Below are 24,271 nucleotides of genomic sequence, written 5' to 3'. Positions count from 1 at the left end.
CGCGACGCGGGGGCGAGAGGCGGAGACCGATGAGCGTGGAGGTACGGCAGGCGACGGCGGAGGACCGCGAGGAACTCGTCCGCCTCATCCATGAGGCGTTCCGGGACGATCCGGTGAGCCGGTGGGTGTTCCAGAACCCGGCTGAGCTCCGCCGGGCCCACGCACCCTTTGTGGGGGTGTTCTTCGACCTGGCGCTCGCGGTGGGCCGGGCCGATGTCACGGAGGACGGCTCGGCCGTGGCTCTCTGGTTCCCGCGCAAGCCCGGGGCGGCGGGGGAGGGCGACGTGGACGACGAGACAGGGGCCCGGCTGATGGCGATCGCCGGACGCAGCCGCGCCCGGGCGGAGACGGTCGGCCGGCTGACGGACGAGGTCCATCCGCATGACAGGGCCCACGAGTACCTCCAGCTGATCGCGGTCTCGCCGCAGCATCAGGGGAAGGGCCGAGGGACGGCGCTGCTGGCGCCCGCTCTGGAGCGCTGCGACCGGGACGGAGTGCCCGCCTATCTGGAGGCGAGCAACCCCGGCAGCCGACGGCTGTACGAGCGGCTGGGCTTCACCTTCACAGGCACGGCGGTGCACCTGCCGGACGGCCCGGTGATGTGGCCGATGTGGCGGGAGCCGCAGGGGATTTGACGCTCGCACCTGGCTTTGGCCTCGCTGAATTCGGGAAGGAAAAGCTCTTGCTTGACCACTATGATTGAAGCACTATGAGTGGAGTGGTTCGCCCGAGCCCGGCGGATCCTCCACGACCGAAGGTGATCCTGTCTTGCGCAAGCTCAGCTATTTCATCGCGGCGTCGATCGACGGCTTCATAGGAGGCCCGGACGGCAGCGGCGAGTGCTTCATGCAGTACGTGGCCGGGGACTTCCTCGAGTACCTCAGGACGGAGGCCCCGGACACCCTGCCCACCGCCGGCCGCCAGGCGCTCGGTGTCGACGACGTCCCGAACACCGAGTACGACACGATCATCCAGGGCCGGCGCAGCTACGACCTCGCGCTCGAAGCCAAGATCACCAGCCCGTACGCCCACCTGCGGGAGTACGTCACATCCAGCAGCATCACCGAGTCGCCCGACCCGCATGTGGAGATCGTCTCCGGAGACGTCGCCGCCAAGGTCCGGGAGCTCAAGCAGGAGGACGGCCTCGGGATCTACCTCTGCGGGGGTGCCGATCTCGCCGGTCAGCTGAGGGAGGAGGTCGACGAGCTCGTCATCAAGACCTATCCGGTGGTGCTCGGCACCGGCATGCCCATGTTCGCCGCGGGGTTCCGGGTCGACGCCTTCACTCACGACTCCGTGCGGGCATTCGACAACGGGGTCCTCGTCAGGAAGTACCTCAGGAAGCGCTGACCGCCGGGTGTCCTGTCCGCCCGTACCGCCATATCGTGGAGATATGGGCAGCGAAGGACGTCGGACCGTCCGCAGCCCGCAGGCCGAGCACCGATGCCCGGCGTGCGGACAGCCTGTCGGTACCGTGACGAAGCGACGCAAGACTCTCGGGGCGTACGTCCCCTTCTGGGGCCCCGGCCCCTGCCACAATCCCGACTGCGCGCAGAGCGCCGAATCCACGGGCGAGCGGCCGGGTGACGCGCCCGCCGGACGGTCGACACCGCCTGAGGTGCCCCGGCCCGGGCCGTGAGGCATCCCTGCTGTTCGGCGGCGGGTGCGGTACCGCTACAGTCCGCGCCATGTCATCGGAGTCGACGGAAGTCTGGGCGGGCTGGTACCGCGACCGGCAGGGCGCGGAAGCGGTATCGATCGCGGCGCACGAAAGGCAACTGCGCACGCGCATCAGGGGTGTTGAGTACGAAGGGGCGACGTTCGCCGCCCTGCGTGCCGTCGGGGGCGAGGCGTTGCTGTCCTCGTGCGTGCTGGAGTGGGACATACCGCTGCCCGTTCACACGGCCGGCACGGTCCAGCGGGCCACGCTCAGCTGCCTGCTGACGCTCGGCGAACCGCGGCCGGGTGGGTTCCTCGACCGCTCGGATCTCAATCTGACCCTGCACTACGGAGGGGCGGCGTACGAGTCCGGAGTGGCCAGCGGCGACTTCGAGGAGGCGTTCGGCCGGATCCGCGAGCAGCTTCCTCCGGGCGCGGAGCTGGGGGCGCACGCCGCGGTCGGGGCCTGAGCACGGGCGCACGCCGCAGCGGGGCCTGACCGTCGGCCGAAGCCGAAGCCGAAGCCGAAGCCGAAGCCGAAGTCGCAGCCCGGGCCCCCGTCACGGGCTGCGGCCCGGTAATGGCCCGCGTCACGGGCCGCGGCCCGGTCAGGGCCCGAGCCGCCCTCCTGCCTCAGCGCAGGCCCTCCCAGCCCCAGCGGGGGGTGGGACCCGGATCTCCGAGGTCCGTGCCCGGCGGCTTGGCCGACACATCGCGGGCGATCTTCGTACCCCACTGGAAGTACTCCAGCACCCGGCGGCGCAGCAACTCGTCGTCGGGTAGCTCCTTGTCCACCGCTGCGGTCATCAGCTCCATCCAGCGCAGCCGCTGCTCCTCGGTGATCCGCAGGCCCAGATGGGCGCGGAGCAGGGACTGATGGCCGCCCAGCTCGCCGGTGAAGCGGGCGGGCCCGTCGAAGATCTCGGCCAGCCACACCGCGACATGCTCGATGTGGGTGGTCGTGAAGCCGGCGAAGACGGGGGCGAGCAGCGGATCCGCCAGGACGGCGTCGTAGAAGGTGTTGCTCAGGCGCCGCAGGGCCGCGGTGCCACCCATGGCCTCGTAGAGCGTCCCGGTGCGCTCACTCGGATCGGTCATGGCGCCACCCTAGGCGCGAAACAGCGGAGGGGCGCCCTGCCACTTTCCGGCAGGACACCCCTCGTGTCGCGGTCCGCCCCTGCGGCTGGGGGCGGGTGTCAGCGCGTCAGGAGACCTTGGCGATCGCTGCCGCCAGGCCGTTCGCCCACAGGGCGTTCACCCGCGCGCGCTCCGCGGCATTCGGGTTGGCGTTCTGGCAGGACGTGCCGGGACCGCCGCCCGACATCAGTTCGCTGCACGGGCCCGAGTAGTGGTCCGGCAGACCGAGCACGTGCCCGGTCTCGTGGGCCGTGACCCGGGTCGAGTTGTACTGCTGGTTCTGGCGGTAGTCGAGGAAGATGTAGCCGCGGCCGTGGCCGTCCGTGCTCGCGTACGAGCCGCGGGAATCATTGCCCTCGTAGTACCGGAAGTCCGGGCTGCTGCCTTCCTGGAGCCGGACGTTGGTGACCGAGCTGTTCCAGATCTGGGTGCTGCGGGATATCTGCGAGCGGAAGGTCGGTGCGCTGGAGGCGTTGTAGACGACGGTCACGGCCTGTGCGCCCGGGGTGGCGGCGCGCTTCTCGGCCACCGACTTGACGACCGCGTCGAAGAACGCCTTGGTCGACCTGGCGTCCTCGGAGGACCCTTCGTAGGCGGCGTACGACGTGTGCGCGGTGGCCGCAGGGGAGTTGGCCGTCGTCGCAGCGGTCGCGGGCACGGCGGAGAGCGCGGCCGCGAGGCCGAGTCCGACTGCCGTGGAGAGTACGGTTCTCAGGTGACGCATGGGGGGCTCCTACTCGTCCAATGAACGGGTTCGGTGCGTCAGAGTGTCGGGGAGCCGCCCCCTCGTGCGGATGATGTCAACTGCCGATAACTCCGGTGCATCACCTGTCCTGTCCGTCCCCTGTGCCCGAACTATGTGTCTGGTGTGGCAGTTGGTGCCGCCCTACTCTCGGGACATGGAGCTCGAGGTGAGGCACCTCCGCGCCCTGTGCGCGATTGCGGACACGGGCAGCCTGCACAAGGCAGCCCGACAACTGGGCGTCAGCCAGCCGTCCTTGACGACGCAGCTGCGGCGTATCGAGAACTCCCTCGGCGCGGAGTTGTTCTCCCGTGAACGCTCCGGCTGCCGGCCCACCCCGCTGGGCCGCGCGGTCCTGAGCAGGGCCCGACCGCTGGTGGCCGAAATGGCGGCCCTCGTCGTCGAGGCCAGAGCAGCGGCGGGCAGAGCCGGCGGCCCCCGGTTACGGATCGGTTCCACCGCGAGCCGTGCGCTCGCCGGCTGGCTTCGAAGACTCAGGCAGCGGCTGCCCGGCACGGACATCTCGCTGCATGTCGACGTCTCCGCGAACGCCCTGCTCAGGATGGTCGCCGCGGGTCAGCTCGATGTCGCTTTCGTGCACGAGGTGGAGGGCTGTCCGCTGCAGGTGCCCGACGGACTCTCGGTACGCGTACTGGTCGAGCGCGAGCCGCAGTTCATCTCCATGGCGCGTGATCATCCGGCCGCCGCGACTCCCGTGGTGGAGCTCGCCGATCTGGCCGAAGACCGATGGATCGTCGACCCCACCGTGGACGGCGAATGGGACGGGCTGCGCAGGGTCCTGGGGGCGGCCGGACTCAACCCGCGCGTCCTGCACGGGGATTACCACACGGCCGCCTCCCTGATAGCGGTCGGCGAGGCGGTCGCTCCTTGTCAGCCCACCTCGGGGCCGCGTGACGACATGGCGATCCGCCCACTCCGCGGCGACCCCCTGGCGGTACGGCTGTTGCTGTTCTCCCTGCCCGGAGCGTATGAGCTCTACGAGGCCGTGTACGCCGATCTGGAGAGCGCCTACCGCGAGGCGGCGTCCCGGGCGGCCACCTACCGGCACTGGCTGCTGCGGAACAACAGCCCGCTGATGCCGGCGCCCGTGGCCTGCGTGCCCTGACCCCGCCCGCGCGGGAGCGGTCACGGAGGCCGGGCCGGGTCGGAGGGGCGCCCGGCTCGGAAGTGATGGCCAGGAAGGGCGCCCGGCTCAGCCCATCGGGAGCAGGTCAGCCCACGCGCCCGGCTTGGTCAGCCGGGACCAACCTCTGCCGGGCAAGCGCCGGTTCAGCGGCCCACGCGCCCGGCTTGGTCAGCCGGGACCAACCTCTGCCGGGCAAGCGCCGGTTCAGCGGCCCACGCGCCCGGCTCAGCCCGTCGGGAGCAGGCCCAGCCAACGCGCCCGGCTCACTGACCCATGAGTCGTTTCAGCCCGTCGCGAGCAGTGAACGCGCCTGTTCGCGCGCGGCGCCGAGCGCGTCGGGAAAGACGTTCAGGCCGTGTGCCACAAGTGCGCCCTCGTGCAGCAGCATCAGGGTGCGGCCGAGCGTTTCGGGGTCCTTTGCCCCGGTCTCCCGGGCCAGGTCGGTGAAGAGCCCGAGCATCCAGGCCTTCTGGCCGGTGATGAGCGGGAAGGCGGGGTGCGCGGGATCGCTGATCTCGGCATGGGCGTTGACCATGCCGCATCCACGCGTGCTGTGCTCGCCCGCCCACACGCGAGAGGCGTCGAAGACGGCCAGGACACGGGCGTGCGGTTCCGTGCCGGCCCCGGTCAGGCACTCGGTGAGGAAGGCCCGCCACCTTTCGTCGCGTGCCGCCAGGTACTCCACGACGATCTGATCCTTGGAGCCGAACCGGTCGTAGAGGGTCTTCTTGGTCACCCCCGCCTCGGCCGCGATCAGGTCGACACCGACCGCGTGGATGCCGCGTTCGTAGAAGAGACGCGAGGCGGCGTCCAGCGCGCGGCGGGCGCCCGGGGTCATGGCGATGCGGTGCGGGGTCGTGGTGCTGCTCATGACGTCGAGTGTACCGATCTGTATAGTCGAAGGGGTAGACCGATCTGTATACCTTCTTCCTCCGGGTGGTGCGACTGCCATGAACGTCCTGCTCTCCGCGGCCTTCGTCCTGTGCTGGAGCTCCGGGTTCATCGGGGCCAAGGCAGGCGCGGGCAGCGCCGACGCCGTGACGGTTCTGATGTGGCGGTTCCTGCCGCCGGCCCTCCTCCTCGCCCTTGTCTCGGCGTTCGTCGCCAGGGCGTCCTGGCGCGGTCTCACCGCGCGGGACGTCCTGCGGCAGACCGTGATCGGAGCCCTGTCGCAGAGCGGCTATCTGCTCACCGTCTACGCGGCGATCCAACTCGGCGTCTCCAGCGGCACCACCGCGCTGATCGACGGCACTCAGCCGCTCGTCGCCGGCGCGCTCTCGGGGCCGCTGCTCCGGCAGTACGTCTCGCGCCGCCAGTGGCTCGGCCTCTGCGTGGGCGTCTCCGGCGTCGCCGTCGTCACCCTCGCCGACGCCTCGGCGGCTCAAGGCGTCCCGCCCTGGGCGTACGCGGTCCCGTTCATCGGGATGCTCTCCCTGGTCGCGGCCACTTTTCTGGAGGGCCGCACCCGCACGCCCGTCGCCCCGTCGGTCGCCATGACCGTCCACTGCGCCACGAGTGCGGTCGTCTTCACCGCCCTCGCGGCCGCCTTCGGGGCGACGGCCCCGCCCGCCGATGGTTCGTTCTGGCTGGCGGTCGGCTGGCTGGTGGTGCTCTCCACCTTCGGCGGCTACGGGCTGTACTGGCTGGTGCTGCGGCGCTCCGGTATCACCCGGGTGAACACGCTGATGTTCCTGATGGCGCCGGTGACGGCGATCTGGGGCGCCCTGATGTTCGGTGAGCCGTTCGGGCTGCAGACCGGGCTCGGTCTCGCGCTCGCGCTCGTGGCGGTCGTCGTCGTGCACCGCGGCGCGCGCCCGGTCAGGACGCGGGGGTCGAGCGGTCGTAGCGCCGCGCCAGCTCCCGCAGATGAGCGAGCAGTTCAGGGGGGCCGGTGACGTCGAAGTCGTGGCCCAGCATGCCGAGATACACGCCCAGCGTCTCGACGGAGTCCGCGCCGGTGTCCAGGACGCAGGTGTGTTCGTCGAGCGCCTCGACCACCCCGACCGCCGGGTTGACGCGTTCGGCGACGGCCTCCGCCGGGGCGTGCACCGTGACCCGGGCGCGGTGGCGCCAGCCGGCCGCCGAGACGCGCCGGGCGACATAGGTCGCCGCATCGCCGCCGTCGGGCAGTTCGCGCGGTGTGAACCGGGGTCCCGTGGGCGTTCGCGGCCGGATGCGGTCCACGCGGAAGGTACGCCAGTCCCCGCGCTCCACGTCCCAGGCCACCAGATACCAGCGCCGCCCCCACGAGACCACCCGATGCGGTTCGGCCACCCGGCGGGACGCCGAACCGTCGTGGGCGCGATAGTCGAACCGCAGCCGCTCGCGGTCCCGGCAGGCGGCCGTCAGCACGGTCAGCACATCGGCGTCCACGGCCGGCCGCGGCTGGTCCGCCGGGACCGGCACGGTGTACGTCTGCAGCGTCTGCACCCGCCGGCGCAGCCGCGCGGGGAGGACCTGCTCCAGCTTCGCCAGCGCCCGCAGCGATGTCTCCTCCATGCCCGAGAGCGCGCCCTGAGCCACCGTGCGCAGGCTGATCGTCACCGCGACCGCCTCCTCGTCGTCCAGCAGCAGCGGAGGCATCGCGGTGCCCGCGGCGAGCCGATAACCCCCGGCCGGGCCGCGCGTGGCGTCGACGGGATAGCCGAGTTCGCGGAGCCGGTCGATGTCGTTGCGCACCGTACGGCCGCTCACCCCCAGCCGCTCGGCCAGTTCGGTGCCCGGCCACTCACGGGCCGTCTGGAGCAGGGACAGCAGACGCAGCAGTCGTGCGGAGGTTTCCAGCATGAAGTCGAGACTGCCAGCAATTCAGGAACCGAACGTGCCTAATAGGCTTCTACCGTTCTGTTCATGGACACCGACACCTCCGCACAGATCCGCCCCTTCCGCATCGAGATCCCGCAGGCCGACATCGACGACCTGCGCGACCGGCTGCGCCGCACCCGCTGGGGCGCCGAGGTCCCGGGCACCGGCTGGAGCCGCGGCGTCCCGGCCGGCTATCTGCGAGGGCTCGCCGAGTACTGGGCCGAGGGCTACGACTGGCGCGCGGCCGAGGCGGCGCTCAACGAATTCCCGCAGTTCATCGCCAAGATCGACGGGCAGAACATCCACTTCCTGCATCTGCGCTCCGAGAACGCGGACGCCACACCGCTCCTGCTGATGCACGACTGGCCCGCCTCGATCATCGAGTACGTCGAGGTGATCCGGCCGCTCTCCCAGGACTTCCACGTCGTCGTCGCGAGCACGCCCGGCGTGGGCTTCTCCGGTCCGCTCAGCGCGCCCGGCTGGAACAACGGACGCATCGCCGCCGCGTACACCGAGCTCATGTCCGCTCTCGGGTACGGGCGTTACGGCGTCCAGGGCACCGGCGGCGGCGCCTGGATCGCGACCGAGATGGGGCGGCAGGCACCGGACCGCGTCGTCGGCATCCACGTCAACGGCTTCATCGTCTTCCCGTCCGACGACCCCGCCGACTTCGAGGGCCTGACCGAAGCTGAGCAGGGCCGCCTCGCCCGGCTCCAGAACTTCCGTGACGACATGATGGGCTTCAACGTCCTCCAGTCGACCCGCCCGCACACCCTGGCGCACGCGCTGCACGACTCGCCGGTCGGTCAACTCGCTTGGATCACCGAGAAGTTCAAGGAGTGGACGGACGCGGAGAAGGACCTGCCCGAGGACGCAGTCGGCCGCGACCACCTGCTCACCAACGTGAGTCTGTACTGGTTCACGGCCACCGCCGGCTCGTCCGCGAACCTCTACTACGAGTCGGCGCACGACCCGTCCGCCTGGGCGCCGAAGGAGCGCGGCACCGTCCCCACGGGTGTGGCGATCGCTCTCACCACCGATGTCGCCGTCCGGCGCTTCGCCGAGCGCGAGCACAACATCACGTACTGGTCGGAGCTGGAGCGCGGCGGCAACTTCCTTCCCCTGGAGCAGCCGGACCTCTTCACCCGGGACGTATGTGACTTCTTCCGTTCCCTGAAGGAGAACTGACGCGTCGTACGCCGGTCGGGAACGTCGTCGCCGCCGGACGCCGGCGTCTTCCGCGCGGAGTCGGCCCGGCGGCGGACCGCCCAGGGGGGAGCAGCATGGCGACCGGCAAGAGCGGTCCAGAATGATCGCCACCGAGGACGACCACCGGGTGACTCGGCGGAACTCTTCTTCGATCTGGTCTTCGTGTACGCGATCACCCAGGTCACCGCACTCATGGCCCGCGACACCTCCGCCCTGCGGCTGCTCGGCGGGGTGGTCGTGCTCGCGCTGCTGTGGTGGTGCTGGTGCTGCTTCGCCTGGCTCGGCAACGTCGTACGCGCCGACTCGGGCGCCTTGTTCGGCGTCCCGGTCTCGGTCATGGCGGTGGTGCTCATCCTCTCGCTGACCGTGCCCGAGGTGTACGACGACGCCCCCGGCGGACTGCCGGCACCCCTGGTGTTCGTGCTCTGCTACGGCGCGGTCCGCGTGCCGCATCTCGTGTCGTACTGGGTCTCCAGCCAGGGCGACAAGGCGTTGCGTGCGACGCTCCGCCGTACCGCACTGCTGTCGGTGGCACGGCCGTTCGTGCTGCTGCTCGTCGGCAGTGCCTTCACCGGCGTGACCCAGACCCTCATCTGGCTCGGCGCGGTGGCCATCGACTACGGCGGCATCTGGATCACCGGCTCGTCGGGCTGGCGCGTCGCCTCACCCGGGCACTTCGCCGAGCGGCACGGACTGATCGTCATCATCGCGCTCGGGGAGTCGATCGTGGCGATCGGTGTCGGGGTCTCCGGCTATTAGGTCTCCGCCGCGGTGCTGGGCGCCGCCGCGGCGGGCCTGCTGGTCGTGGCGGGTCTGCGGCGGCTGTACTTCCGCCAGGTCGCCGAGGCCGCGGAACACCGGCCGGCCGCACTCACCGGCGACGACCGCACCCGACTCGCGCGCGACGCCTACACGTTCCTCCATCTGCCGCTGGTGGCGGGCATCGTGGTCTCCGCGCTCGGGATGAAGACGGTCCTCCACCAGATCGCCGACACGGGCCACTACGACCTGTCCGAGCCACTCCACGGGATCGTGGCGTGGGCCCTTCCCGGAGGCGCCGGCATCTTCCTCCTGGCGTCGGCCGCGATCCTGCTGCGGACGACGGGCCGCCGTTCGGTCGTCCTCCTGGTGGGAGGCCTCGTCTGTGTGAGCGCCGGCCCGCTGACGGCCGTGATCCCCGCGGGCCTCCGCCCTGGTGCTGCTGGCGGCCGCCGTCACGGCGCTGGTGGTGCTGTACGGCCGCAAGGACAGGACGGCGACGACCGGCTGAGGCCGGCAGGCACCGCACGCGACAGACGACCGCACGCGACAGACGACCGCACCCGGCTCCCCACAGAGGGGCGCCGGGTGCGGATTCGAGAGTGAAGCGATCCGACGGATCGGATCAAGCCTTCTTCGTCTCCCAGAAGATCTTGTCGATCTGGGCGATGTAGTCCAGCGCCTTCTGGCCCGTCGCCGGGTCCGTGGAGCCCTTGGCGGTCGACAGCGCCTTGAGCGCGTCGTTCACCAGCTGGTGCAGCTCCGGGTACTTCTCGAAGTGCGGCGGCTTGAAGTAGTCGCTCCAGAGCACCGAGACGTGGTGCTTCGCGAGCTCGGCGCGCTGCTCCTTGATGACCGTGGCGCGGGCCCGGAAGTGCGGGTCCTCGTTGGCCTGGTACTTCTCCTGGACGGCCTTGACCGACTCGGCCTCGATACGGGCCTGGGCCGGGTCGTAGACACCGCAAGGCAGGTCGCAGTGGGCGCTGACCTTCACCTTGGGGGCAAACAGGCGGGAAAGCATTGAGCTGTCCTTCCTCGTGATCGTCTTCTCAGGTGGGACATTACTCCGTGAGAGACCTGTTTTCGCGAGTGCCCCCTAGGGCTTAGGACAAAAGTCCAGGGTCAGTATGGGACTGGTGGCCGAACATACCGAGGGGCTCGGAGGTGGCGGATGAGTGAGCCGGGGCGGGAGCAGAGAGCGCCGTTCGGGGTCGCCGAAGTGACGGGGCCGTCCATGTATCCGACACTCCGGCACGGCGATCACCTGCTGGTGCACTACAACGCCGAGGTCAAGCCCGGGGACATCGCGGTGCTGCGCCATCCCCTCCAGCAGGATCTGCTCATCGTGAAGCGGCTCGTGGAGCGGCGCGAGGACGGCTGGTGGGTGCTGGGGGACAACCCGGGGGCCGAGGGCGACAGCCGGGTGTTCGGATCGGTGCCCCATGAACTGCTGCTGGGACGGGTGCGGGGGAGATACCGCCCGCTCGCCGAGGATCAGCGATCCGCCCGCGGGCTCGCCTCCTGGGCGCTTTCCGCGGTACGTCCCGTGCTCTCCGACCGCTCCGTCTCCAGGCGCTTGCGGGCGCGGTAGGCGGCCACGTTGGCGCGGGTCGCGCAGCGGTCCGAGCAGTAGCGCCGGGAGCGGTTGGTGGAGGTGTCGAGGTAGGCGTTGCGGCAGGGCAGTGCCTGGCACAGGCCGAGCCGGTCGACACCGTACTCCGTGAGATGGAACGCCAGACCCATCGCGGCGATCGCGGCGTATCCGGCGGTCGCGTTCGAGGGATGGTCGGCCAGGTGCATGTGCCACTTGGGGCGGCCGTCGTCGTCCCGGAGGTCGTGGCCGGAGATCTGCGGACTGACCGGGAACTCCAGCAGCAGCGAGTTGAGCAGGTCGACGGCTCCCGTCTCGTCGCCGCCGTCGGCCGCCGTGAAGACCGCCCGCAGCCGGCCCCGCACGGAACGGAACCGGGTGACGTCCGCGTCGGTGGCACGGCGCGCGGACTGCGTGGACTCGCCGAACAGCTCCCGTACGGCGTCCACCGAGGTGAGGGAATCCTTGTTACGGGCCGGCTCCTCGGTGTTGACCAGGCGCACGGCGTAGTCCGAGTAATAGGCCAGTTCCACTTGTAGTCCTTACCGCGGCGGTCTAGGGTCTGCGTAACAGCTGATGCTGCTTCGAGGGTATTACGGACGGGAGGTTTCCGGTGTCGGAGACAGTGACGAGCAAGGGTGCGGGCACCGACTGGCAGGCCTGGCAGGAGAGCTGGGACCGCCAGCAGGAGTGGTACATGCCCGACCGCGAGGAGCGGTTCCGGATCATGCTCGACATGGTCGAGGCCACGGTGGGCCCCGAACCACGGGTGCTGGACCTCGCGTGCGGTACGGGAAGTATTACGGACCGGGTCCTCAAGCGGTTCCCGAAGGCCACCAGCACGGGTGTCGACCTGGACCCCGCCCTGTTGACCATCGCCCGGGGCTCCTTCGCCACCGACGACCGCGTCACCTTCGTCACCGCCGACCTGACCGAGCCCGACTGGACGTCGCACCTGCCCCACGACTCGTACGACGCCGTGCTCACCGCGACCGCCCTGCACTGGCTGCGCAGCGGACCGCTCGCCACCCTCTACGGGCAGCTCGCCTCGCTCGTGCGCGACGACGGCGTGTTCATGAACGCCGACCACATGATCGACCGCACCACCCCGCGCATCAACGCCGTCGAGCGCGCCCACCGGCACGTCCAGATGGAGCGCGCCAAGGAAGCAGGGGCGCTCGACTGGGCCGAATGGTGGGCCCTGGCCGGTCAGGACCCCGTCCTCGCGGAGCCCACCGCCCGCCGGTACGAGATCTACGGCGAGCACGCGGACGGGGAGACCCCCTCCGCCCAGTGGCACGCCGAGACGCTGCTGACGGCCGGCTTCGGCGAGGCCCGCCCGGTCTGGTGCTCGCCCTCCGACACCCTGCTGCTCGCGCTGAAGTGACACGGCGGGAACAGCGCTGACGCGCGACGCACGGGAGGGCGGTACGGACCAGGTCCGTACCGCCCTCCCGTGTGACGACTCCGGCGCCGTCGTGCGTTTCAGAGCACCGTCGGAGAACCTTCAGAGCACCTTCGACAGGAACGACTTCGTCCGGTCGTGCTGCGGGTTCGTCAGGACCTCGCGGGGATGGCCCGATTCGACCACCACACCGTCGTCCATGAAGACCAGCGCGTCGCCGACCTCACGGGCGAAGCCCATCTCGTGCGTCACGACGATCATCGTCATGCCGTCCTCGGCGAGACCCCGCATGACGTCCAGCACGTCGCCGACCAGCTCCGGGTCGAGCGCGGATGTCGGCTCGTCGAAGAGCATCAGCTTCGGCTCCATCGCCAGCGCACGGGCGATCGCCACCCGCTGCTGCTGACCGCCGGAGAGCTGCGAGGGGTAGTTCCCGGCCTTGTCGGCCAGGCCCACGCGGTCCAGCAGCCGCTCGGCGCGCGCCCGGGCAACCGCCCGCGACTCGCCCTTGACCTGGATCGGCGCTTCCATGACGTTCGCGATGGCCGTCATGTGCGGGAACAGGTTGAAGCGCTGGAAGACCATGCCGATGTCCCGGCGCTGCGCCGCGACCTCGCTGTCCTTCAGCTCGTAGAGCTTGTCGCCCTTCTGCCGGTAGCCCACCAGGTGCCCGTCGACCGAGAGCCGGCCGGCGTTGATCTGCTCCAGGTGGTTGATGCACCGCAGGAACGTCGACTTGCCGGAACCGGACGGACCGACCAGACAGAACACCTCGCGCGGGGCGACCTCGAGGTCGATCCCCTTGAGGATGTGCGCCGGGCCGAAGGACTTGTGCACGCCCTCGGCCTTCACCATGGGGGTCATGTCACACCCCCCTGGGGCTGGTGAGGGACAGCATGTTCGCCTTGACCTTCTGCCATGGCGTCGGCGGCAGCTGCCGCAGCGAGCCACGGGCGTAGTACCGCTCGACGTAGTACTGGCCGACGCTGAAGACGCTGGTCAGAGCCAGATACCAGACCGACGCCACCAACAGCATCTCCATCACCGCGAACGATGTGGATCCGATGTTCGTCGCCGCCCGCAGCAGATCGGTGTACTGCACGGCGGAGACCAGGGACGAGGTCTTGAGCAGGTTGATGAACTCGTTGCCGGTCGGGGGCACGATCACGCGCATGGCCTGCGGAAGGACCACGCGGCGCATGGTCTTGCCGTTGGACATGCCGAGCGCGTGGGACGCCTCCGTCTGGCCCTCGTCGACCGACTGGATGCCGGCCCGGACGATCTCCGCCATGTAGGCGCCCTCGTTCAGGCCCAGACCCAGCAGGGCGACCATGAACGGGGTCATCACGTCGACCATCTCGTCCTTGTAGAACCCGAGGTTCAGGACGGGGAAGATCAGCGCGAGGTTGAACCACAGCAGCAGCTGCACATAGACCGGAGTGCCGCGGAAGAACCAGATGTACAGCCAGGAGACGGCGCCGGTCACCGGGTTCTTCGAGAGCCGCATGACGGCGAAGACCACGCCCAGGATCAGACCGATGAGCATGGACAGCACGCTGATCAGCACCGTGCGGCCCATACCGGCCAGGATCCGGTCGTCGAAGATGAAGTCCCCGACGGTGTCCCAGTTGACGTCGCCCTGCGAGAACGAATAGACCAGCGAGCCCAGCAGTGCCACGACGATGACACCGCTGACCCAGCGGCCCCAGTGCCGGACCGGGATGGCCTTGATCTGGTCGGGCGCCGTGGATGAAGCCTTGACGACCGCCGGGTCCGAGGGTGGCTCGCCGGCGGGCGTCTTGTCGAACTTGTCAGTCACAGTGACTGCCCTTCAGTGAAACGCGTTGAAGCGGACGTACCGTGACCTACTTGCCGGCGTTGATGGTCGCCTCGGTGACGGCGCTGTTCTTGACGTCCCACTTCTCGAGGACCTTCTCGTACTCGCCGTTCTTGATGATGGCGTCCACGGCCGCCTTCAGCGCGTCGCGCAGCTGCACGTTGTCCTTGTCGACCGCGATGCCGAACGGGCCGGCGTCGGTCTGGTCGCCCGCGACCTCGAAGTCGTTGCCGCCGCCCGCGGTCTTCGCGATGTGCGCGGCGACCGGGTAGTCGTTGAGGTCGGCGACGGCGCCGCCGGACTTCACACGGGTCTGGGCCTCGGCGTCGGTGTCGAACGCCTCGATGGTCAGCGTGCCCTTGCCGTCCGTCTTGCACTTGGTGGCCTGGGTCTTGAACGTGTCCTCGTAGATCGTGCCGCGCTGGACGGCGACCTTCTTGCCGCACAGGTCGTCGAGCGACTCGATCTTGCTCGGGTTGCCCTTCTTCACCAGCAGCGAGACGCCGGAGGTGAAGTAGTCCACGAAGTCGACGCCCTGGCCGACCTTCTTGCCCTTGTCGTCCAGGCCGTCCTGGCGGGCCTTCGTGTCGCTCATCGCCGACATGACGATGTCCTGGCGACCGCTGTTCAGCGACGAGATCAGGCCGTCGAAGGTGCCGCTGGTGAACTGGAAGGTGACGCCCAGCTCCTTGCCGAGAGCGGCGGCGATGTCGGGGTCGATACCGACGATCTTGCCGCCCTCCTCGTACTCCATCGGGGCGTAGGCGGCGTCGGTGCCGACCTTGATCACCTTGGAGTCCTGGTACTTCTTGGGCAGCTTGTCGAAGAGGGGCGCGCTCGAGGCAGCGCCGGTCTCCGAGGAGCCGGAACCGGAGTTCGTCTGGTCACCACAGGCGGTGAGGAGCAGTGCGCCCGCGACCGCGATGGCGCCGACCGCGGCGATCCGGGTCCTGGCGGCGGTCGTACGACGAGTGGTGCTTGCGGTCATGATCGGGGTCCTCCGGCGGGTGAGGGAAGTGCCATTTCAGCGGTCGGGCACTCATCTTCGAGTGTCGCCACCTTGTGTGTTTTCGGCATCTTGCCATTCGGACTAGCCCATTCAGGGGGCCGCGCATGTCAAAATCGGGTAACGGGACACCCCCGACCCTCTCCCGGGCCGGTACATCACGACCGGACCATTCACGGGAATACCTGCTTCCGACCGGAAGATCTACGGCTCGTAGCCTGCTACGGGCGGCATTCAGGGCACGTAGCTGACGTGTCCTGACATTCGGCGACGAGTCATGTCAGCAACTGGATACCGACTCGTCGCCGGTGCTCCTGGTCAGGTAAGAAGGACGCTTACACCCCTCATCCGGGGCTCAGGGCGCGTGTGCGGCGCGCCCGCGCGTATGTACCTCCCCCCGCCGGAGCGGGCCAACCGCCGAGGCAGGGCACGTACGCGGTGCCCGCCCACCCCTCCTCAACCAGGAGTGGAAACCCTCAACTGATGAAGACTTAAGGGGTCAAACACATGGCAGCGGAGATCGTCAATCCTCGCAGCGACAGCGGTGCGGAGAGTGCTCCCGAAGAGCCCTTCGATCCGGCCTTCGCGCTGCATCGCGGCGGCAAGATGGCCATCCAGGCCACTGTGCCGGTGCGGGACAAGGACGACCTGTCCCTCGCGTACACGCCCGGCGTCGCCAAGGTGTGCAGCGCGATCGCCGAGCAGCCCGAGCTCGTCCACGACTACACCTGGAAGTCGCAGGTCGTCGCCGTCGTGACGGACGGGACCGCGGTGCTGGGTCTCGGCGACATCGGCCCGGAAGCCTCTCTTCCGGTGATGGAGGGGAAAGCGATCCTCTTCAAGCAGTTCGGCGGCGTGGACGCGGTCCCGATCGCGCTCGCCACGACCGACACGGACGAGATCGTCGAGACCGTCGTGCGCCTGGCGCCCTCTTTCGGTGGAGTGAACCTCGAGGACATCTCGGCGCCCCGCTGCTTCGAGATCGAGCGCAAGCTCCAGGAGCGCCTGGACATCCCCGTCTTCCACGACGACCAGCACGGTACGGCGGTCGTCACCCTGGCGGCCCTGCGGAACGCTGCGAAGCTGACCGGGCGCGGCCTGGGCGAGCTGCGCGCCGTGATCTCGGGCGCGGGCGCGGCCGGGGTGGCCATCGCGAAGTTCCTGCTGGAGGCCGGCCTCGGGGATGTGGCGGTCACCGACCGCAAGGGCATCGTCAGCCGTGACCGTCAGGACCTGAACTCCGTCAAGCGTGAGCTCGCGGAGATCACCAACAAGGCCGGGCTGAGCGGCTCCCTGGAGACCGCGCTGGCCGGCGCGGACGTCTTCATCGGCGTCTCCGGCGGGACCGTGCCCGAGGAGGCTGTCGCCTCGATGGCCCCGGGCGCATACGTCTTCGCCATGGCCAACCCGAACCCTGAGGTACACCCCGACGTCGCGCACAAGTACGCGGCCGTCGTGGCGACCGGCCGCAGCGACTTCCCGAACCAGATCAACAATGTGCTGGCGTTCCCGGGGATCTTCGCGGGCGCCCTCCAGGTGCGGGCGTCGCGGATCACCGAAGGCATGAAGATCGCCGCGGCGAACGCGCTGGCCGATGTCGTGGGCGACCAGCTCGCCGCCGATTACGTCATCCCGTCGCCGTTCGACGAGCGGGTCGCCCCCGCGGTCACGGCGGCGGTCGCGGCGGCGGCGCGCGCCGAGGGCGTCGCACGGCGCTGACCACCTGACCACGCGGCCGGTCTCCGGCCGCGGACAGGCGTACGGGCCGTGCCGCGCTCCGAGAGGGGCGCGGCACGGCCCGTACGCGTTCACGGCCGGGCGTGACCGGTGCCCACGGGTTTCCGCGGGTCGCCGTTGCGCCGATTTTTCGGGGCTCTGGGCCGAACGGGTGCCCAACGGGTGCCGTCCGGCGCCCCGGTGGCCGGGACGGCGCGGTGCGTCTCACACCGTTGTGTGGTTCCGCCGCGTCATGCCCCCGCCCTAAGGTCAAGGTCATGTTCGCCGCCTATGCCGCCCGCATCGACCGTGACGCCCCGTTGAACGGCCTCGAACTGGGTGAACGCCCCGCGCCCGAGGCCCGCCCCGGCTGGACCACCGTCACCGTCAAAGCCGCCTCCCTCAACCACCACGACCTCTGGTCACTCCGGGGCGTCGGCCTCGCCGAGGACAAGCTGCCGATGATCCTCGGCTGCGACGCCGCCGGCATCGACGCCGACGGCAACGAGGTGGTCGTCCACTCCGTGATCGGGCAGACCGGTCATGGAGTCGGCCCCGACGAGCCGCGCTCGATCCTGACCGAGCGCTACCAGGGCACCTTCGCCGAGCAGGTCCTGGTCCCGACCTGGAACGTGCTGCCCAAGCCGAAGGAGCTGACCTTCGAGCAGGCGGCCTGCCTCCCGACCGCCTGGCTCACCGCGTACCGGATGCTCTTCACCAACGCCGGTGTCCGGCCCGGTGATTCGGTCCTCGTCCAGGGTGCGGGCGGTGGCGTCGCCACCGCCGCGATCGCGCTCGGCAAGGCGGCGGGCCTGCGGGTGTACGCCACCAGCCGCGACGAGGCCAAGCGCAAGCGCGCCGTCGAACTGGGCGCCGAGGAGGCGTACGAGCCCGGAGCGCGACTGCCCCGGCGTGTGGACGCCGTCATCGAGACGGTCGGCGCCGCGACCTGGTCCCACTCGGTCAAGTCGCTGCGCCCGGGCGGCACCCTGGTGATCTCCGGCGCGACGAGCGGCGACCGCCCCTCGCACGCCGAACTCACCCGGATCTTCTTCCTGGAGCTCAAGGTCGTCGGCTCGACGATGGGTTCCAAGGACGAACTGGAGGACCTCCTCTCCTTCTGTGCGACGACCGGTCTGCGTCCGGTGATCGACGAGGTCCTGCCGCTGGACCGAGCCCGTGAGGGGTTCGAGCGGATGGCCGGCGGCGAACTCTTCGGGAAGATCGTGCTGACGCCCTCTTGATGGACCGTCAGGTGTGCTGATGGGATCCGCCCCATGCGTGCACGCCGAACGATCCGGACACTGATCGGCTGCCTCCTCCTGTCGGCGGCGGGGATCCCGGTCCCCGCCGCGGCCGCGGCCGCCGGTCCACCTGCGGCCGCGGCCCCCGGCCCACCCGGGTCGGTCTCGGGCGGCCCGGCACTTGTCTCCTCCTCCTCAGGTGCCGCGAGCGCCGTGGGAGCGTCAGCCGCCGTGGGCGTCGCGGACCCGAGCGGTATTCCGCCGCTGCTGGACGACCGGGGGCGGACGCTCACACTGCGCGGCTGGAACGTCGAGGACAAGGCCGGCCGCGGTGACCAGGCACTGACGGCGATCACGGAGAAGCACTTCCGCGATCTGCGGGCGAACGGCTTCAACTTCGCCCGCCTGCTGGTCTTCTGGGACGACCTCGAACCTCGCCGCGGCCACTACAGCGCGGAGTATCTGCGCAGGATCGAGCGGGTGCTCGACTGGGCCCGGGCCCATGGCATCCAGGTGCTGATCGACGCCCACCAGGACGTCTTCGGCCCCGCCTTCGGCCACCGCGGCATGCCCGCCTGGGCGACCCGCACCGACGGTCTGCCCTTCACCCCCCATCCCGACGACTGGTTCGCCGAGTACTTCGAACCCGCCGTGCAGCGCGCGTTCACCCATCTCTACGAGGACGACGATCTGCGCCGGGCCCAGGCGCAGATGTGGCGCGTCCTCGCCGACCGGTTCGGGGGCCATCCGGCGGTCTTCGGCTACGACCTGATCAACGAGCCCATGGGAGAACTCCGGGAGGGGGAGGATCTCCCCACGGCGGCCCGCCGCATCGAACGCGATCAGCTGACGCCGATGTACAACCGCCTCGCGGACGCGGTGCGTTCGGTGGACGACGAGAGCCGCCTGTTCATCGAGCCGACGCCCATTGTCGGCGAGGGGGTACCGACCGGCCTCGGGCGGATCGACGACCCCGGGGTCGTCTACGCACCGCACTTCTACAACACCGCGATGGAGGCGGGCGCGGACTACGACCCCTCGGCGGGCTGGATCGAGTCGTACGAGACGGCCGTCACCGTCTACCCCCGTACGTACGGCGTACCGGTGGTGGTGGGGGAGTGGGGTCCCCTGAACAACTCCCTTCCGAACATGGGCCGCTTCTACCGCGACGCCCTGACTTCTCTGAACCGCTACAGCTCGGGCTGGGCGGGCTATGTCTGGTGTTACGGCGGCGGGTACTGCGCGCTCGACGAACGCGGCCGCTTCCGGACGAACAAGGAGCGGACGGCGATGCCCTATGCCGCCGCGGTCGCGGGCCGCGTGGTCTCCGAAGCCCATGACCCCGGCGTTGTCCCCGGGCAGGGTCATGGCCTCGACCCCGGACTCGGGGCCTACCGGCTGACGTACCGGGCGTCGCTGCGGGCCGGTACGACGGAGATCTCGCTGCCGCCGAGCTCGTCCGACCGGAGCATCTCCGTGACCGGACCTGCCGTCGCGGACATCCGCACCGCCGCGGCCGGCCGGTCGCACCGGGTGCGCGTCGCCGCCCTCCCCGGCGCGCGCATCACCCTCACCGTCACTCCTGTCGGACGACGATGAACTCCCCGCACCGGCTCTCGCCCTCCGCCAGCGCCTCTCCCAGCCGGAGCAGATGCCCCGCCGTCAGCTGGAGCGGCGGTTCGTCCGGCTGATACGTGGTGCCACGGGGGTAGTCCCGGTCGGGGACGGTCGTCATCTCTATGTGGCAGCCGAGCACATGGGTGACCGGTCTGGTCTCGCAGAACGCGATCAGGCGGTCCACGGTCGCGGCGAAGGCCGCTGTGTCCTCGACGTACACCCGGCCCGGGTACAGCGAGTCGCCGGTGAACAGCAGCCCGGTGTACCGGTCGTGGAAGACCACCGCCGCCTCCTGATGACCGGGGCCGGGCAGCACATCCAGCACCCGGCCGCCGAGATCGAGCTCCGCCCGTTCGTCCGGCCAGTCCCGGAAGCCGAAGAATTCCCGCACTTCGGTGACCGACGGCCCCACGATCTCCGTGTGCGGACGGTCCGCGAACTGAGGATCGCCCGCGATGTGGTCGCCGTGCCCATGAGTGTGGGCCACCACCAGTCCGTACAGCGCGTTCCCCTGTGCGTGGGGATGGCGGGACAGCCAGCCCTCGATCAATTCGTCGACGGTCGCGCGCAGTGGGAAGTGGGCGGGGTCGGCGGTCGCGCCGGAGTCCAGCAGCAGCGCTCGTTCGTTCCCGAACAGCAGGAAGAGGAACGGGGCTTCGAAGTGCACCGACTTGTTCTGCCGCAGGATCACGGTGTGCTCGCCGTACGCATGCACCTGTATCTCCGGAGCGGGGTCGTGCTTCGGAGAGGGGCTGCCGGCATGCCACTGGACGTCGAGGGTGCCGGCCACGGGTGAGGACGTGCGGAAATCGATCACGCGACCACCGTACGGCGGGGCGTGTCAACCTGGGTTGACTGTGGACAACTGTCAATGTAGGTTGACAGTCATGACGGATGCAACGGATCTCGCCGAACGGGCGGGCGACCGGGACCCCCGGGTCGGGCTGCGAGCGGTGGCCGCCCTGCGGCGGCTTCTCGAACAGCTCGAGGCCGTGCAGGTGCGCAGCGCCCGCAACCAGGGCTGGTCGTGGCAGGAGATCGCCGCCGAGCTGGGCGTCAGCCGGCAGGCCGTGCACAAGAAATACGGGAGGCAGTGATGTTCGAGCGCTTCACCCGCGACGCGCGGGAGGTCGTCACCAACTCCGTGGCACATGCGGAGAAGGTGGACGCGGATTCCGTCACCGAGGAACATCTGCTGCTCGCGCTGCTGGACCAGCAGGGCACGAAGGCCGCGTTCGCCTTCTCCGCGCTCGGCGTCACGGACCGGCGGGCCTCGATCGAGACGGCGCTCGCCGAGGGGCGACGCCGGGGCGGCCTCTCCCATGCGGACGTCGAGGCGTTGGCGGGGTTCGGGGTCGACGTGGGCGAGATCGTCGCGCGCGTGGAGGAGGCGCACGGTCCGGGTGCCTTGCAGCCCACAAAGGCAGCGAAGTCCTGGTGGTCCGGGCACCGGCCGTTCACGTCGGCGGCGAAGGAGGTGCTGGTGAAGTCGCTGCGCATCGCGACGGGCCGGAGGGACCGGGTGATCGGCGGCGAGCACCTGCTGCTGGCGCTGACGTCGGGGCCGGGGGTCGTGTCGGAGGTGCTGGCGGACCACGGGGTGACGTACGAGTCACTGGAGAGGGTGCTGTTCCCGGTCCGCGCGTAGGGGGCCTGGGCGGTGGTGGCCCCTTGTCCGGCGCGGGTTGCGTGTGGCTGGGCCCTGCTGTGCGGTGCGGGCGCTGGTGGCTCGGGCCCGGGTGCTTGGCGCTCAGCCGCTTGTTCGGTGCGGGCCGTTGCTGTCCAGGTGCGGGCTGCTGGGGCGCGGCTCGGGTGCTTGGGGTCCAGCCGCTTGTTCGGTGCGGCTTCTTGTGGCTCGGGCCCGGGTGCTTGGGGTCCAGCCCCTTTGCGTGGCTCGGGTGCGTGTGGCTTGGGTCCGGGTGCTTGGGGTCCAGCCCCTTTGCGTGGCTCGGGTTCTTGTGGCTTGGGTCCGGGTTCTTGTGGCGCGGCCGGTTGTGGGGTTGCTGTCCCGGTGCCGTTCCGGGGTCACGTCCGGGACTGCGGTCCTCACCGCGCTTCGCGCGAGTTGCGGGCGCTTTGACGTCCCGGACACGACCCCTGCACGTCCCCGTCCCTGAGCCCGAGCCCCCGCTCCGGCCGGACCTGTATCCGCCCCCTCGCGTCGCGATCGGATCGGTTCACGAGACCTTGGTCCCGGACGGACGGGGGGTCGCTGACGGGGGAGGGGGACGGGGGCGCAGGAGGGGGTGTCCGGACTGCTTTCTCACCGCGCTTCGCGCGAGTTGCTGAAGCTTTGACGTCCGGACACCCCCCTCCGGAGAACCCGGCCCCCGCACCCACCCACACGCGGGGCGCAGCCGCACAAACAACAGGGGCGCACCGCCGTCACTTCCGCCGCAGCACCGCCGCCACATGCGCCGCCGCCGTCGACAAGTGACGCCGTGCCTCCCGCAGTTGCGCGTCCGTCACCCCGTTGTCCCGCGCCGCGTCCCGGATGTCGTCGCGGAAGCGGTCCAACAGGCGGTCCAGGTCACGGGCCGGTTCGCCCGTCGTCTCCGTCCCCGACGGCCACTCGGGATCGACCTGCACACCCTCGGTCCGCACATCTTCGGCCGGCACACGTTCGACCCGTACCCCCTCGGCCGGCGGAGCATCATCCGGCACCGGCTCGCGTTCCGGCTTCCCGTACGGCCACCCGCCCCCGCGCGCCAGCCCGCCGAGTTGCGTCGTGAGCTCCGAGAGCCCTTCCCGTACACCCGTCGGCCAGTCGCCCCGCGTGAAGTGGTCCTGCATCTGGTCCTGGACCTGCTTGGCGATCCGCTGCATCTCCCGGCGGGCGGTCTCCTGCGCCTCCTTGGCCTGGCGCCGTGCCTGCTGGGCGTCCTCGCGGGCCCGGCGCGACTCGTCCTTTGCCCGGCGGGCCTGCTCCTGCCACTCGTGGGTGACCTTGCGCAGTTCTTCCTTCGCCGAGCGCCAGGCGGCCGCGTCGCCCTTCTCCGTACCGGCGGACTGGCGCGTCTGGGACGCCGCCGCGCGCATCTCGCTGCGCAGCTTCCCCGCAGCGCCGCGTACGTCGTCGCGGATCTCCGCCGCCAGTTCGGACACGGACTCGCGGATCTCCAGCTCCAGGTCGGCCAGTTCGCCGCTGCGGCCGGCCAGTTCCTCGCGGCCCGCGTCGGTGATCGAGTAGACCTTGCGGCCGCCTTCGGTGGCGTGGGTGACCAGGCCCTCGGCCTCCAGTTTGGCGAGCCGGGGGTACACGGTGCCCGCCGAGGGCGCGTAGAGGCCCTGGAAGCGCTCCTCGAGGAGACGGATCACCTCGTAGCCGTGGCGCGGGGCCTCGTCCAGGAGCTTCAGCAGGTACAGGCGCAGACGGCCGTGGGCGAAGACAGGCGGCATGTCAGAGCACCTTTCCGGTCGGGGCGGCCTCGTGCGGTTCGTCGTCCTCGGGTGGCCGCCGCAGCAGGGCGATGGAGCCGGAGACGGTCGTCGCGCGGAGCGTGCCGGTGCCCGCCCCCAGCGTGCCGGTGATCTTCTTCGCACCCCACTGCCCGCTCACCCGGAGGTCGTCGAAGGCGTTGGACACGGCGCCGCTCGCCGTGTTGGCCTCGACCTGGGCGTCCGTGGGGTGTGGCAGCCGGATGGCGACCTCGCCGGAGACGGTCGTGAGCTTGATGTCGGTCGGCTTCGGCACTCCGTCCGCGTCGAGCACGGTGAGGTCGACGACCATGTCGCCGCTGACGGACTCGGCGCGGACGGAGGAGCCCGCGCCCTCGATGACCGTCAGATCGCCGGACACGGAGTTGTAGCGGAGTCCGCCGGTCACCGAGTGGGCCTCCAGGTTCCCGGAGACGCTCTCGGCGTGGACGTCTCCGGAGAGCCGCACCAGTGTGGTGTCTCCGCTGACGCCCCGAACCGAGGTCGCTCCCTTGATGCCGGAGACGACCGCTCCCGCGCCGACGACGCCGACCTCGACCCGTGCCCGGGAGGGAACGGCGAGGGAGACGACCGCCTTGCGGTGCCAGCCCTTGGGGTCGAGCCATTTGAGGAAGCCCTTCCAGGGCAGATCCTCGTACGCCACCGTGAGGGTGGAGCCCTCTCGGGTCACGATCAGCGGAGGGCCTTCGATCTCGCTGACCTCGAGGCGGGCGGAACCTTCGTCCGTGCCCACGACGTTCACCGTTCCGTTGACGATGCGCACATTGAGCGCCGTCACGGGCTCGTCGAAGGTGAGCTTCCTCGGCTCGGAGACTGCCCACGTCGACTCTGTCATGACCTGACCTCCCAGGGCGGTCCGCGACGCAACATATCGCGTCTTCTGGTCGATACGATATATCGCGAGATCGGGATGTCAAGCGTCTGTGCGAAGCCCACTGGAGGCCCACCTGACGGGACAT

Annotated in this window: 25 protein-coding genes and 1 pseudogene; 14 read left to right on the top strand and 12 right to left on the bottom strand. The window is 70.1% G+C overall.

What is annotated here, in order from left to right:
• Positions 1-29: 29 nt before the first annotated feature.
• The 3 genes from ABTX78_RS15315 to ABTX78_RS15300 all read left to right on the top strand — a co-directional run bounded on the left by ABTX78_RS15315 (position 30) and on the right by ABTX78_RS15300 (position 2,129).
• Positions 30-635, top strand: a complete 606-nt coding sequence (locus tag ABTX78_RS15315; RefSeq protein ID WP_352207272.1) for a GNAT family N-acetyltransferase — start codon at positions 30-32, stop codon at positions 633-635.
• A gap of 133 nt (positions 636-768) precedes the next feature.
• Entirely contained in the window at positions 769-1,350 is a 582-nt protein-coding gene (locus tag ABTX78_RS15310) for a dihydrofolate reductase family protein (RefSeq protein WP_352207271.1), read from the top strand.
• Positions 1,351-1,688: 338 nt separating this feature from the next.
• Positions 1,689-2,129, top strand: coding sequence for a DUF6304 family protein (locus ABTX78_RS15300; protein WP_352207269.1), 441 nt, complete (start codon positions 1,689-1,691; stop codon positions 2,127-2,129).
• Positions 2,130-2,292: 163 nt separating this feature from the next.
• Here the strand turns inward: ABTX78_RS15300 and ABTX78_RS15295 are convergent, their stop codons facing one another.
• Together ABTX78_RS15295 and snpA are read right to left on the bottom strand one after the other, a co-directional pair.
• Entirely contained in the window at positions 2,293-2,757 is a 465-nt protein-coding gene (locus ABTX78_RS15295) for a group II truncated hemoglobin (RefSeq protein ID WP_352207268.1), read from the bottom strand.
• A 106-nt stretch (positions 2,758-2,863) separates the two neighbouring features.
• Positions 2,864-3,520: a snapalysin gene (snpA, locus tag ABTX78_RS15290; RefSeq protein WP_352207267.1), complete on the bottom strand. Its 657-nt coding sequence runs from the start codon at positions 3,518-3,520 to the stop codon at positions 2,864-2,866.
• A 175-nt stretch (positions 3,521-3,695) separates the two neighbouring features.
• Between snpA and ABTX78_RS15285 the strand changes: the two genes are divergently transcribed.
• A complete protein-coding gene (locus ABTX78_RS15285; RefSeq protein WP_352207266.1) occupies positions 3,696-4,664 on the top strand; it encodes a LysR family transcriptional regulator in 969 nt (322 codons plus the stop codon).
• Positions 4,665-4,968: 304 nt separating this feature from the next.
• Here the strand turns inward: ABTX78_RS15285 and ABTX78_RS15280 are convergent, their stop codons facing one another.
• A complete protein-coding gene (locus ABTX78_RS15280; RefSeq protein WP_352207265.1) occupies positions 4,969-5,556 on the bottom strand; it encodes a TetR/AcrR family transcriptional regulator in 588 nt (195 codons plus the stop codon).
• Positions 5,557-5,635: 79 nt separating this feature from the next.
• Here ABTX78_RS15280 and ABTX78_RS15275 point away from each other — a divergent pair, with 79 nt between their 5' ends.
• Complete coding sequence (locus ABTX78_RS15275) at positions 5,636-6,580, top strand: DMT family transporter (RefSeq protein ID WP_352207264.1); 945 nt, start codon at positions 5,636-5,638, stop codon at positions 6,578-6,580.
• Here ABTX78_RS15275 and ABTX78_RS15270 read toward each other — a convergent pair.
• Positions 6,504-7,472: a helix-turn-helix transcriptional regulator gene (locus tag ABTX78_RS15270; protein WP_352207263.1), complete on the bottom strand. Its 969-nt coding sequence runs from the start codon at positions 7,470-7,472 to the stop codon at positions 6,504-6,506. The genes ABTX78_RS15275 and ABTX78_RS15270 overlap by 77 nt on opposite strands.
• 63 nt (positions 7,473-7,535) lie before the next feature.
• Here ABTX78_RS15270 and ABTX78_RS15265 point away from each other — a divergent pair, with 63 nt between their 5' ends.
• Positions 7,536-8,678 carry an epoxide hydrolase family protein gene (locus tag ABTX78_RS15265; RefSeq protein ID WP_352207262.1) on the top strand — a complete coding sequence of 381 codons (1,143 nt, stop codon included), beginning with the start codon at positions 7,536-7,538 and terminating at the stop codon, positions 8,676-8,678.
• Between the two features lie 213 nt (positions 8,679-8,891).
• Positions 8,892-10,064 (top strand): annotated as a pseudogene (locus ABTX78_RS15260) (low temperature requirement protein A).
• A 19-nt stretch (positions 10,065-10,083) separates the two neighbouring features.
• On the opposite strand, the gene sodN reads toward ABTX78_RS15260, so the two are convergent.
• On the bottom strand, positions 10,084-10,479 hold the full coding sequence (gene sodN / locus ABTX78_RS15255; protein WP_313944179.1) for a superoxide dismutase, Ni: 396 nt from the start codon (positions 10,477-10,479) through the stop codon (positions 10,084-10,086).
• Positions 10,480-10,629: 150 nt separating this feature from the next.
• Between sodN and sodX the strand changes: the two genes are divergently transcribed.
• Positions 10,630-11,049, top strand: a complete 420-nt coding sequence (gene sodX / locus ABTX78_RS15250; RefSeq protein ID WP_352207261.1) for a nickel-type superoxide dismutase maturation protease — start codon at positions 10,630-10,632, stop codon at positions 11,047-11,049.
• On the opposite strand, the gene ABTX78_RS15245 is transcribed toward sodX, so the two are convergent.
• Positions 10,953-11,582, bottom strand: coding sequence for a CGNR zinc finger domain-containing protein (locus tag ABTX78_RS15245; protein WP_352207260.1), 630 nt, complete (start codon positions 11,580-11,582; stop codon positions 10,953-10,955). The genes sodX and ABTX78_RS15245 overlap by 97 nt on opposite strands.
• Positions 11,583-11,662: 80 nt before the next feature.
• Here ABTX78_RS15245 and ABTX78_RS15240 point away from each other — a divergent pair, with 80 nt between their 5' ends.
• Positions 11,663-12,436 (top strand): class I SAM-dependent methyltransferase, encoded by a 774-nt coding sequence (locus ABTX78_RS15240; protein WP_352207259.1) that lies wholly within the window; start codon positions 11,663-11,665, stop codon positions 12,434-12,436.
• Positions 12,437-12,556: 120 nt separating this feature from the next.
• On the opposite strand, the gene ABTX78_RS15235 is transcribed toward ABTX78_RS15240, so the two are convergent.
• Genes ABTX78_RS15235 through ABTX78_RS15225 form a run of 3 tightly spaced genes read right to left on the bottom strand, consistent with a single transcriptional unit; the run spans position 12,557 to position 15,279 of the window.
• A complete protein-coding gene (locus tag ABTX78_RS15235) occupies positions 12,557-13,318 on the bottom strand; it encodes an amino acid ABC transporter ATP-binding protein (protein ID WP_352207258.1) in 762 nt (253 codons plus the stop codon).
• Position 13,319: 1 nt separating this feature from the next.
• A complete protein-coding gene (locus ABTX78_RS15230; protein ID WP_352207257.1) occupies positions 13,320-14,273 on the bottom strand; it encodes an amino acid ABC transporter permease in 954 nt (317 codons plus the stop codon).
• Positions 14,274-14,319: 46 nt separating this feature from the next.
• A complete protein-coding gene (locus ABTX78_RS15225; RefSeq protein WP_352207256.1) occupies positions 14,320-15,279 on the bottom strand; it encodes an ABC transporter substrate-binding protein in 960 nt (319 codons plus the stop codon).
• Positions 15,280-15,804: 525 nt separating this feature from the next.
• On the opposite strand from ABTX78_RS15225, the gene ABTX78_RS15220 reads away from it, so the two are divergent.
• From ABTX78_RS15220 to ABTX78_RS15210, 3 genes are all read left to right on the top strand, one after another.
• Positions 15,805-17,016: an NAD(P)-dependent malic enzyme gene (locus ABTX78_RS15220; protein WP_352207255.1), complete on the top strand. Its 1,212-nt coding sequence runs from the start codon at positions 15,805-15,807 to the stop codon at positions 17,014-17,016.
• Between the two features lie 275 nt (positions 17,017-17,291).
• Positions 17,292-18,257: a zinc-binding dehydrogenase gene (locus ABTX78_RS15215; protein WP_352207254.1), complete on the top strand. Its 966-nt coding sequence runs from the start codon at positions 17,292-17,294 to the stop codon at positions 18,255-18,257.
• 33 nt (positions 18,258-18,290) lie between these two features.
• On the top strand, positions 18,291-19,856 hold the full coding sequence (locus tag ABTX78_RS15210; RefSeq protein ID WP_502993874.1) for a cellulase family glycosylhydrolase: 1,566 nt from the start codon (positions 18,291-18,293) through the stop codon (positions 19,854-19,856).
• On the opposite strand, the gene ABTX78_RS15205 is transcribed toward ABTX78_RS15210, so the two are convergent.
• Positions 19,834-20,691 (bottom strand): MBL fold metallo-hydrolase, encoded by an 858-nt coding sequence (locus ABTX78_RS15205; protein ID WP_352207252.1) that lies wholly within the window; start codon positions 20,689-20,691, stop codon positions 19,834-19,836. The genes ABTX78_RS15210 and ABTX78_RS15205 overlap by 23 nt on opposite strands.
• 70 nt (positions 20,692-20,761) lie before the next feature.
• On the opposite strand from ABTX78_RS15205, the gene ABTX78_RS15200 reads away from it, so the two are divergent.
• On the top strand, positions 20,762-20,971 hold the full coding sequence (locus ABTX78_RS15200) for a helix-turn-helix domain-containing protein (RefSeq protein ID WP_037851906.1): 210 nt from the start codon (positions 20,762-20,764) through the stop codon (positions 20,969-20,971).
• Positions 20,971-21,522: a Clp protease N-terminal domain-containing protein gene (locus ABTX78_RS15195; RefSeq protein WP_352207251.1), complete on the top strand. Its 552-nt coding sequence runs from the start codon at positions 20,971-20,973 to the stop codon at positions 21,520-21,522. Before ABTX78_RS15200 ends, ABTX78_RS15195 begins: the two co-directional genes overlap by 1 nt.
• 737 nt (positions 21,523-22,259) lie before the next feature.
• On the opposite strand, the gene ABTX78_RS15190 is transcribed toward ABTX78_RS15195, so the two are convergent.
• Positions 22,260-23,273 carry a PadR family transcriptional regulator gene (locus ABTX78_RS15190; RefSeq protein WP_352207250.1) on the bottom strand — a complete coding sequence of 338 codons (1,014 nt, stop codon included), beginning with the start codon at positions 23,271-23,273 and terminating at the stop codon, positions 22,260-22,262.
• A 1-nt stretch (position 23,274) separates the two neighbouring features.
• The gene (locus ABTX78_RS15185; protein ID WP_352207249.1) at positions 23,275-24,147 is read right to left on the bottom strand and encodes a DUF4097 family beta strand repeat-containing protein; all 873 of its coding nucleotides are present in this window, start codon (positions 24,145-24,147) and stop codon (positions 23,275-23,277) included.
• Positions 24,148-24,271: the final 124 nt, after the last annotated feature.

This window comes from Streptomyces sp. NPDC096193, from assembly GCF_040302905.1.
Lineage (GTDB): Bacteria > Actinomycetota > Actinomycetes > Streptomycetales > Streptomycetaceae > Streptomyces.
The sequence above is the reverse complement of the archived record's forward strand: the minus strand, read 5'-3'. Positions and strand labels throughout refer to the sequence as shown.

Excerpts from the sequence above, each read along its gene's own strand:
- ABTX78_RS15300 (WP_352207269.1), top strand. The coding sequence starts at position 1,689 with ATGTCATCGGAGTCGACGGAAGTCTGGGCGGGCTGGTACCGCGACCGG.
- ABTX78_RS15235 (WP_352207258.1), bottom strand. The coding sequence starts at position 13,318 with ATGACCCCCATGGTGAAGGCCGAGGGCGTGCACAAGTCCTTCGGCCCG.
- ABTX78_RS15215 (WP_352207254.1), top strand. The coding sequence starts at position 17,292 with ATGTTCGCCGCCTATGCCGCCCGCATCGACCGTGACGCCCCGTTGAAC.
- ABTX78_RS15265 (WP_352207262.1), top strand. The coding sequence starts at position 7,536 with ATGGACACCGACACCTCCGCACAGATCCGCCCCTTCCGCATCGAGATC.
- ABTX78_RS15210 (WP_502993874.1), top strand. The coding sequence starts at position 18,291 with ATGCGTGCACGCCGAACGATCCGGACACTGATCGGCTGCCTCCTCCTG.
- ABTX78_RS15285 (WP_352207266.1), top strand. The coding sequence starts at position 3,696 with ATGGAGCTCGAGGTGAGGCACCTCCGCGCCCTGTGCGCGATTGCGGAC.
- ABTX78_RS15220 (WP_352207255.1), top strand. The coding sequence starts at position 15,805 with ATGGCAGCGGAGATCGTCAATCCTCGCAGCGACAGCGGTGCGGAGAGT.
- snpA (WP_352207267.1), bottom strand. The coding sequence starts at position 3,520 with ATGCGTCACCTGAGAACCGTACTCTCCACGGCAGTCGGACTCGGCCTC.
- ABTX78_RS15185 (WP_352207249.1), bottom strand. The coding sequence starts at position 24,147 with ATGACAGAGTCGACGTGGGCAGTCTCCGAGCCGAGGAAGCTCACCTTC.
- ABTX78_RS15190 (WP_352207250.1), bottom strand. The coding sequence starts at position 23,273 with ATGCCGCCTGTCTTCGCCCACGGCCGTCTGCGCCTGTACCTGCTGAAG.
- ABTX78_RS15195 (WP_352207251.1), top strand. The coding sequence starts at position 20,971 with ATGTTCGAGCGCTTCACCCGCGACGCGCGGGAGGTCGTCACCAACTCC.
- ABTX78_RS15275 (WP_352207264.1), top strand. The coding sequence starts at position 5,636 with ATGAACGTCCTGCTCTCCGCGGCCTTCGTCCTGTGCTGGAGCTCCGGG.
- ABTX78_RS15200 (WP_037851906.1), top strand. The coding sequence starts at position 20,762 with ATGACGGATGCAACGGATCTCGCCGAACGGGCGGGCGACCGGGACCCC.
- sodX (WP_352207261.1), top strand. The coding sequence starts at position 10,630 with ATGAGTGAGCCGGGGCGGGAGCAGAGAGCGCCGTTCGGGGTCGCCGAA.
- ABTX78_RS15270 (WP_352207263.1), bottom strand. The coding sequence starts at position 7,472 with ATGCTGGAAACCTCCGCACGACTGCTGCGTCTGCTGTCCCTGCTCCAG.
- sodN (WP_313944179.1), bottom strand. The coding sequence starts at position 10,479 with ATGCTTTCCCGCCTGTTTGCCCCCAAGGTGAAGGTCAGCGCCCACTGC.
- ABTX78_RS15280 (WP_352207265.1), bottom strand. The coding sequence starts at position 5,556 with ATGAGCAGCACCACGACCCCGCACCGCATCGCCATGACCCCGGGCGCC.
- ABTX78_RS15315 (WP_352207272.1), top strand. The coding sequence starts at position 30 with ATGAGCGTGGAGGTACGGCAGGCGACGGCGGAGGACCGCGAGGAACTC.
- ABTX78_RS15225 (WP_352207256.1), bottom strand. The coding sequence starts at position 15,279 with ATGACCGCAAGCACCACTCGTCGTACGACCGCCGCCAGGACCCGGATC.
- ABTX78_RS15295 (WP_352207268.1), bottom strand. The coding sequence starts at position 2,757 with ATGACCGATCCGAGTGAGCGCACCGGGACGCTCTACGAGGCCATGGGT.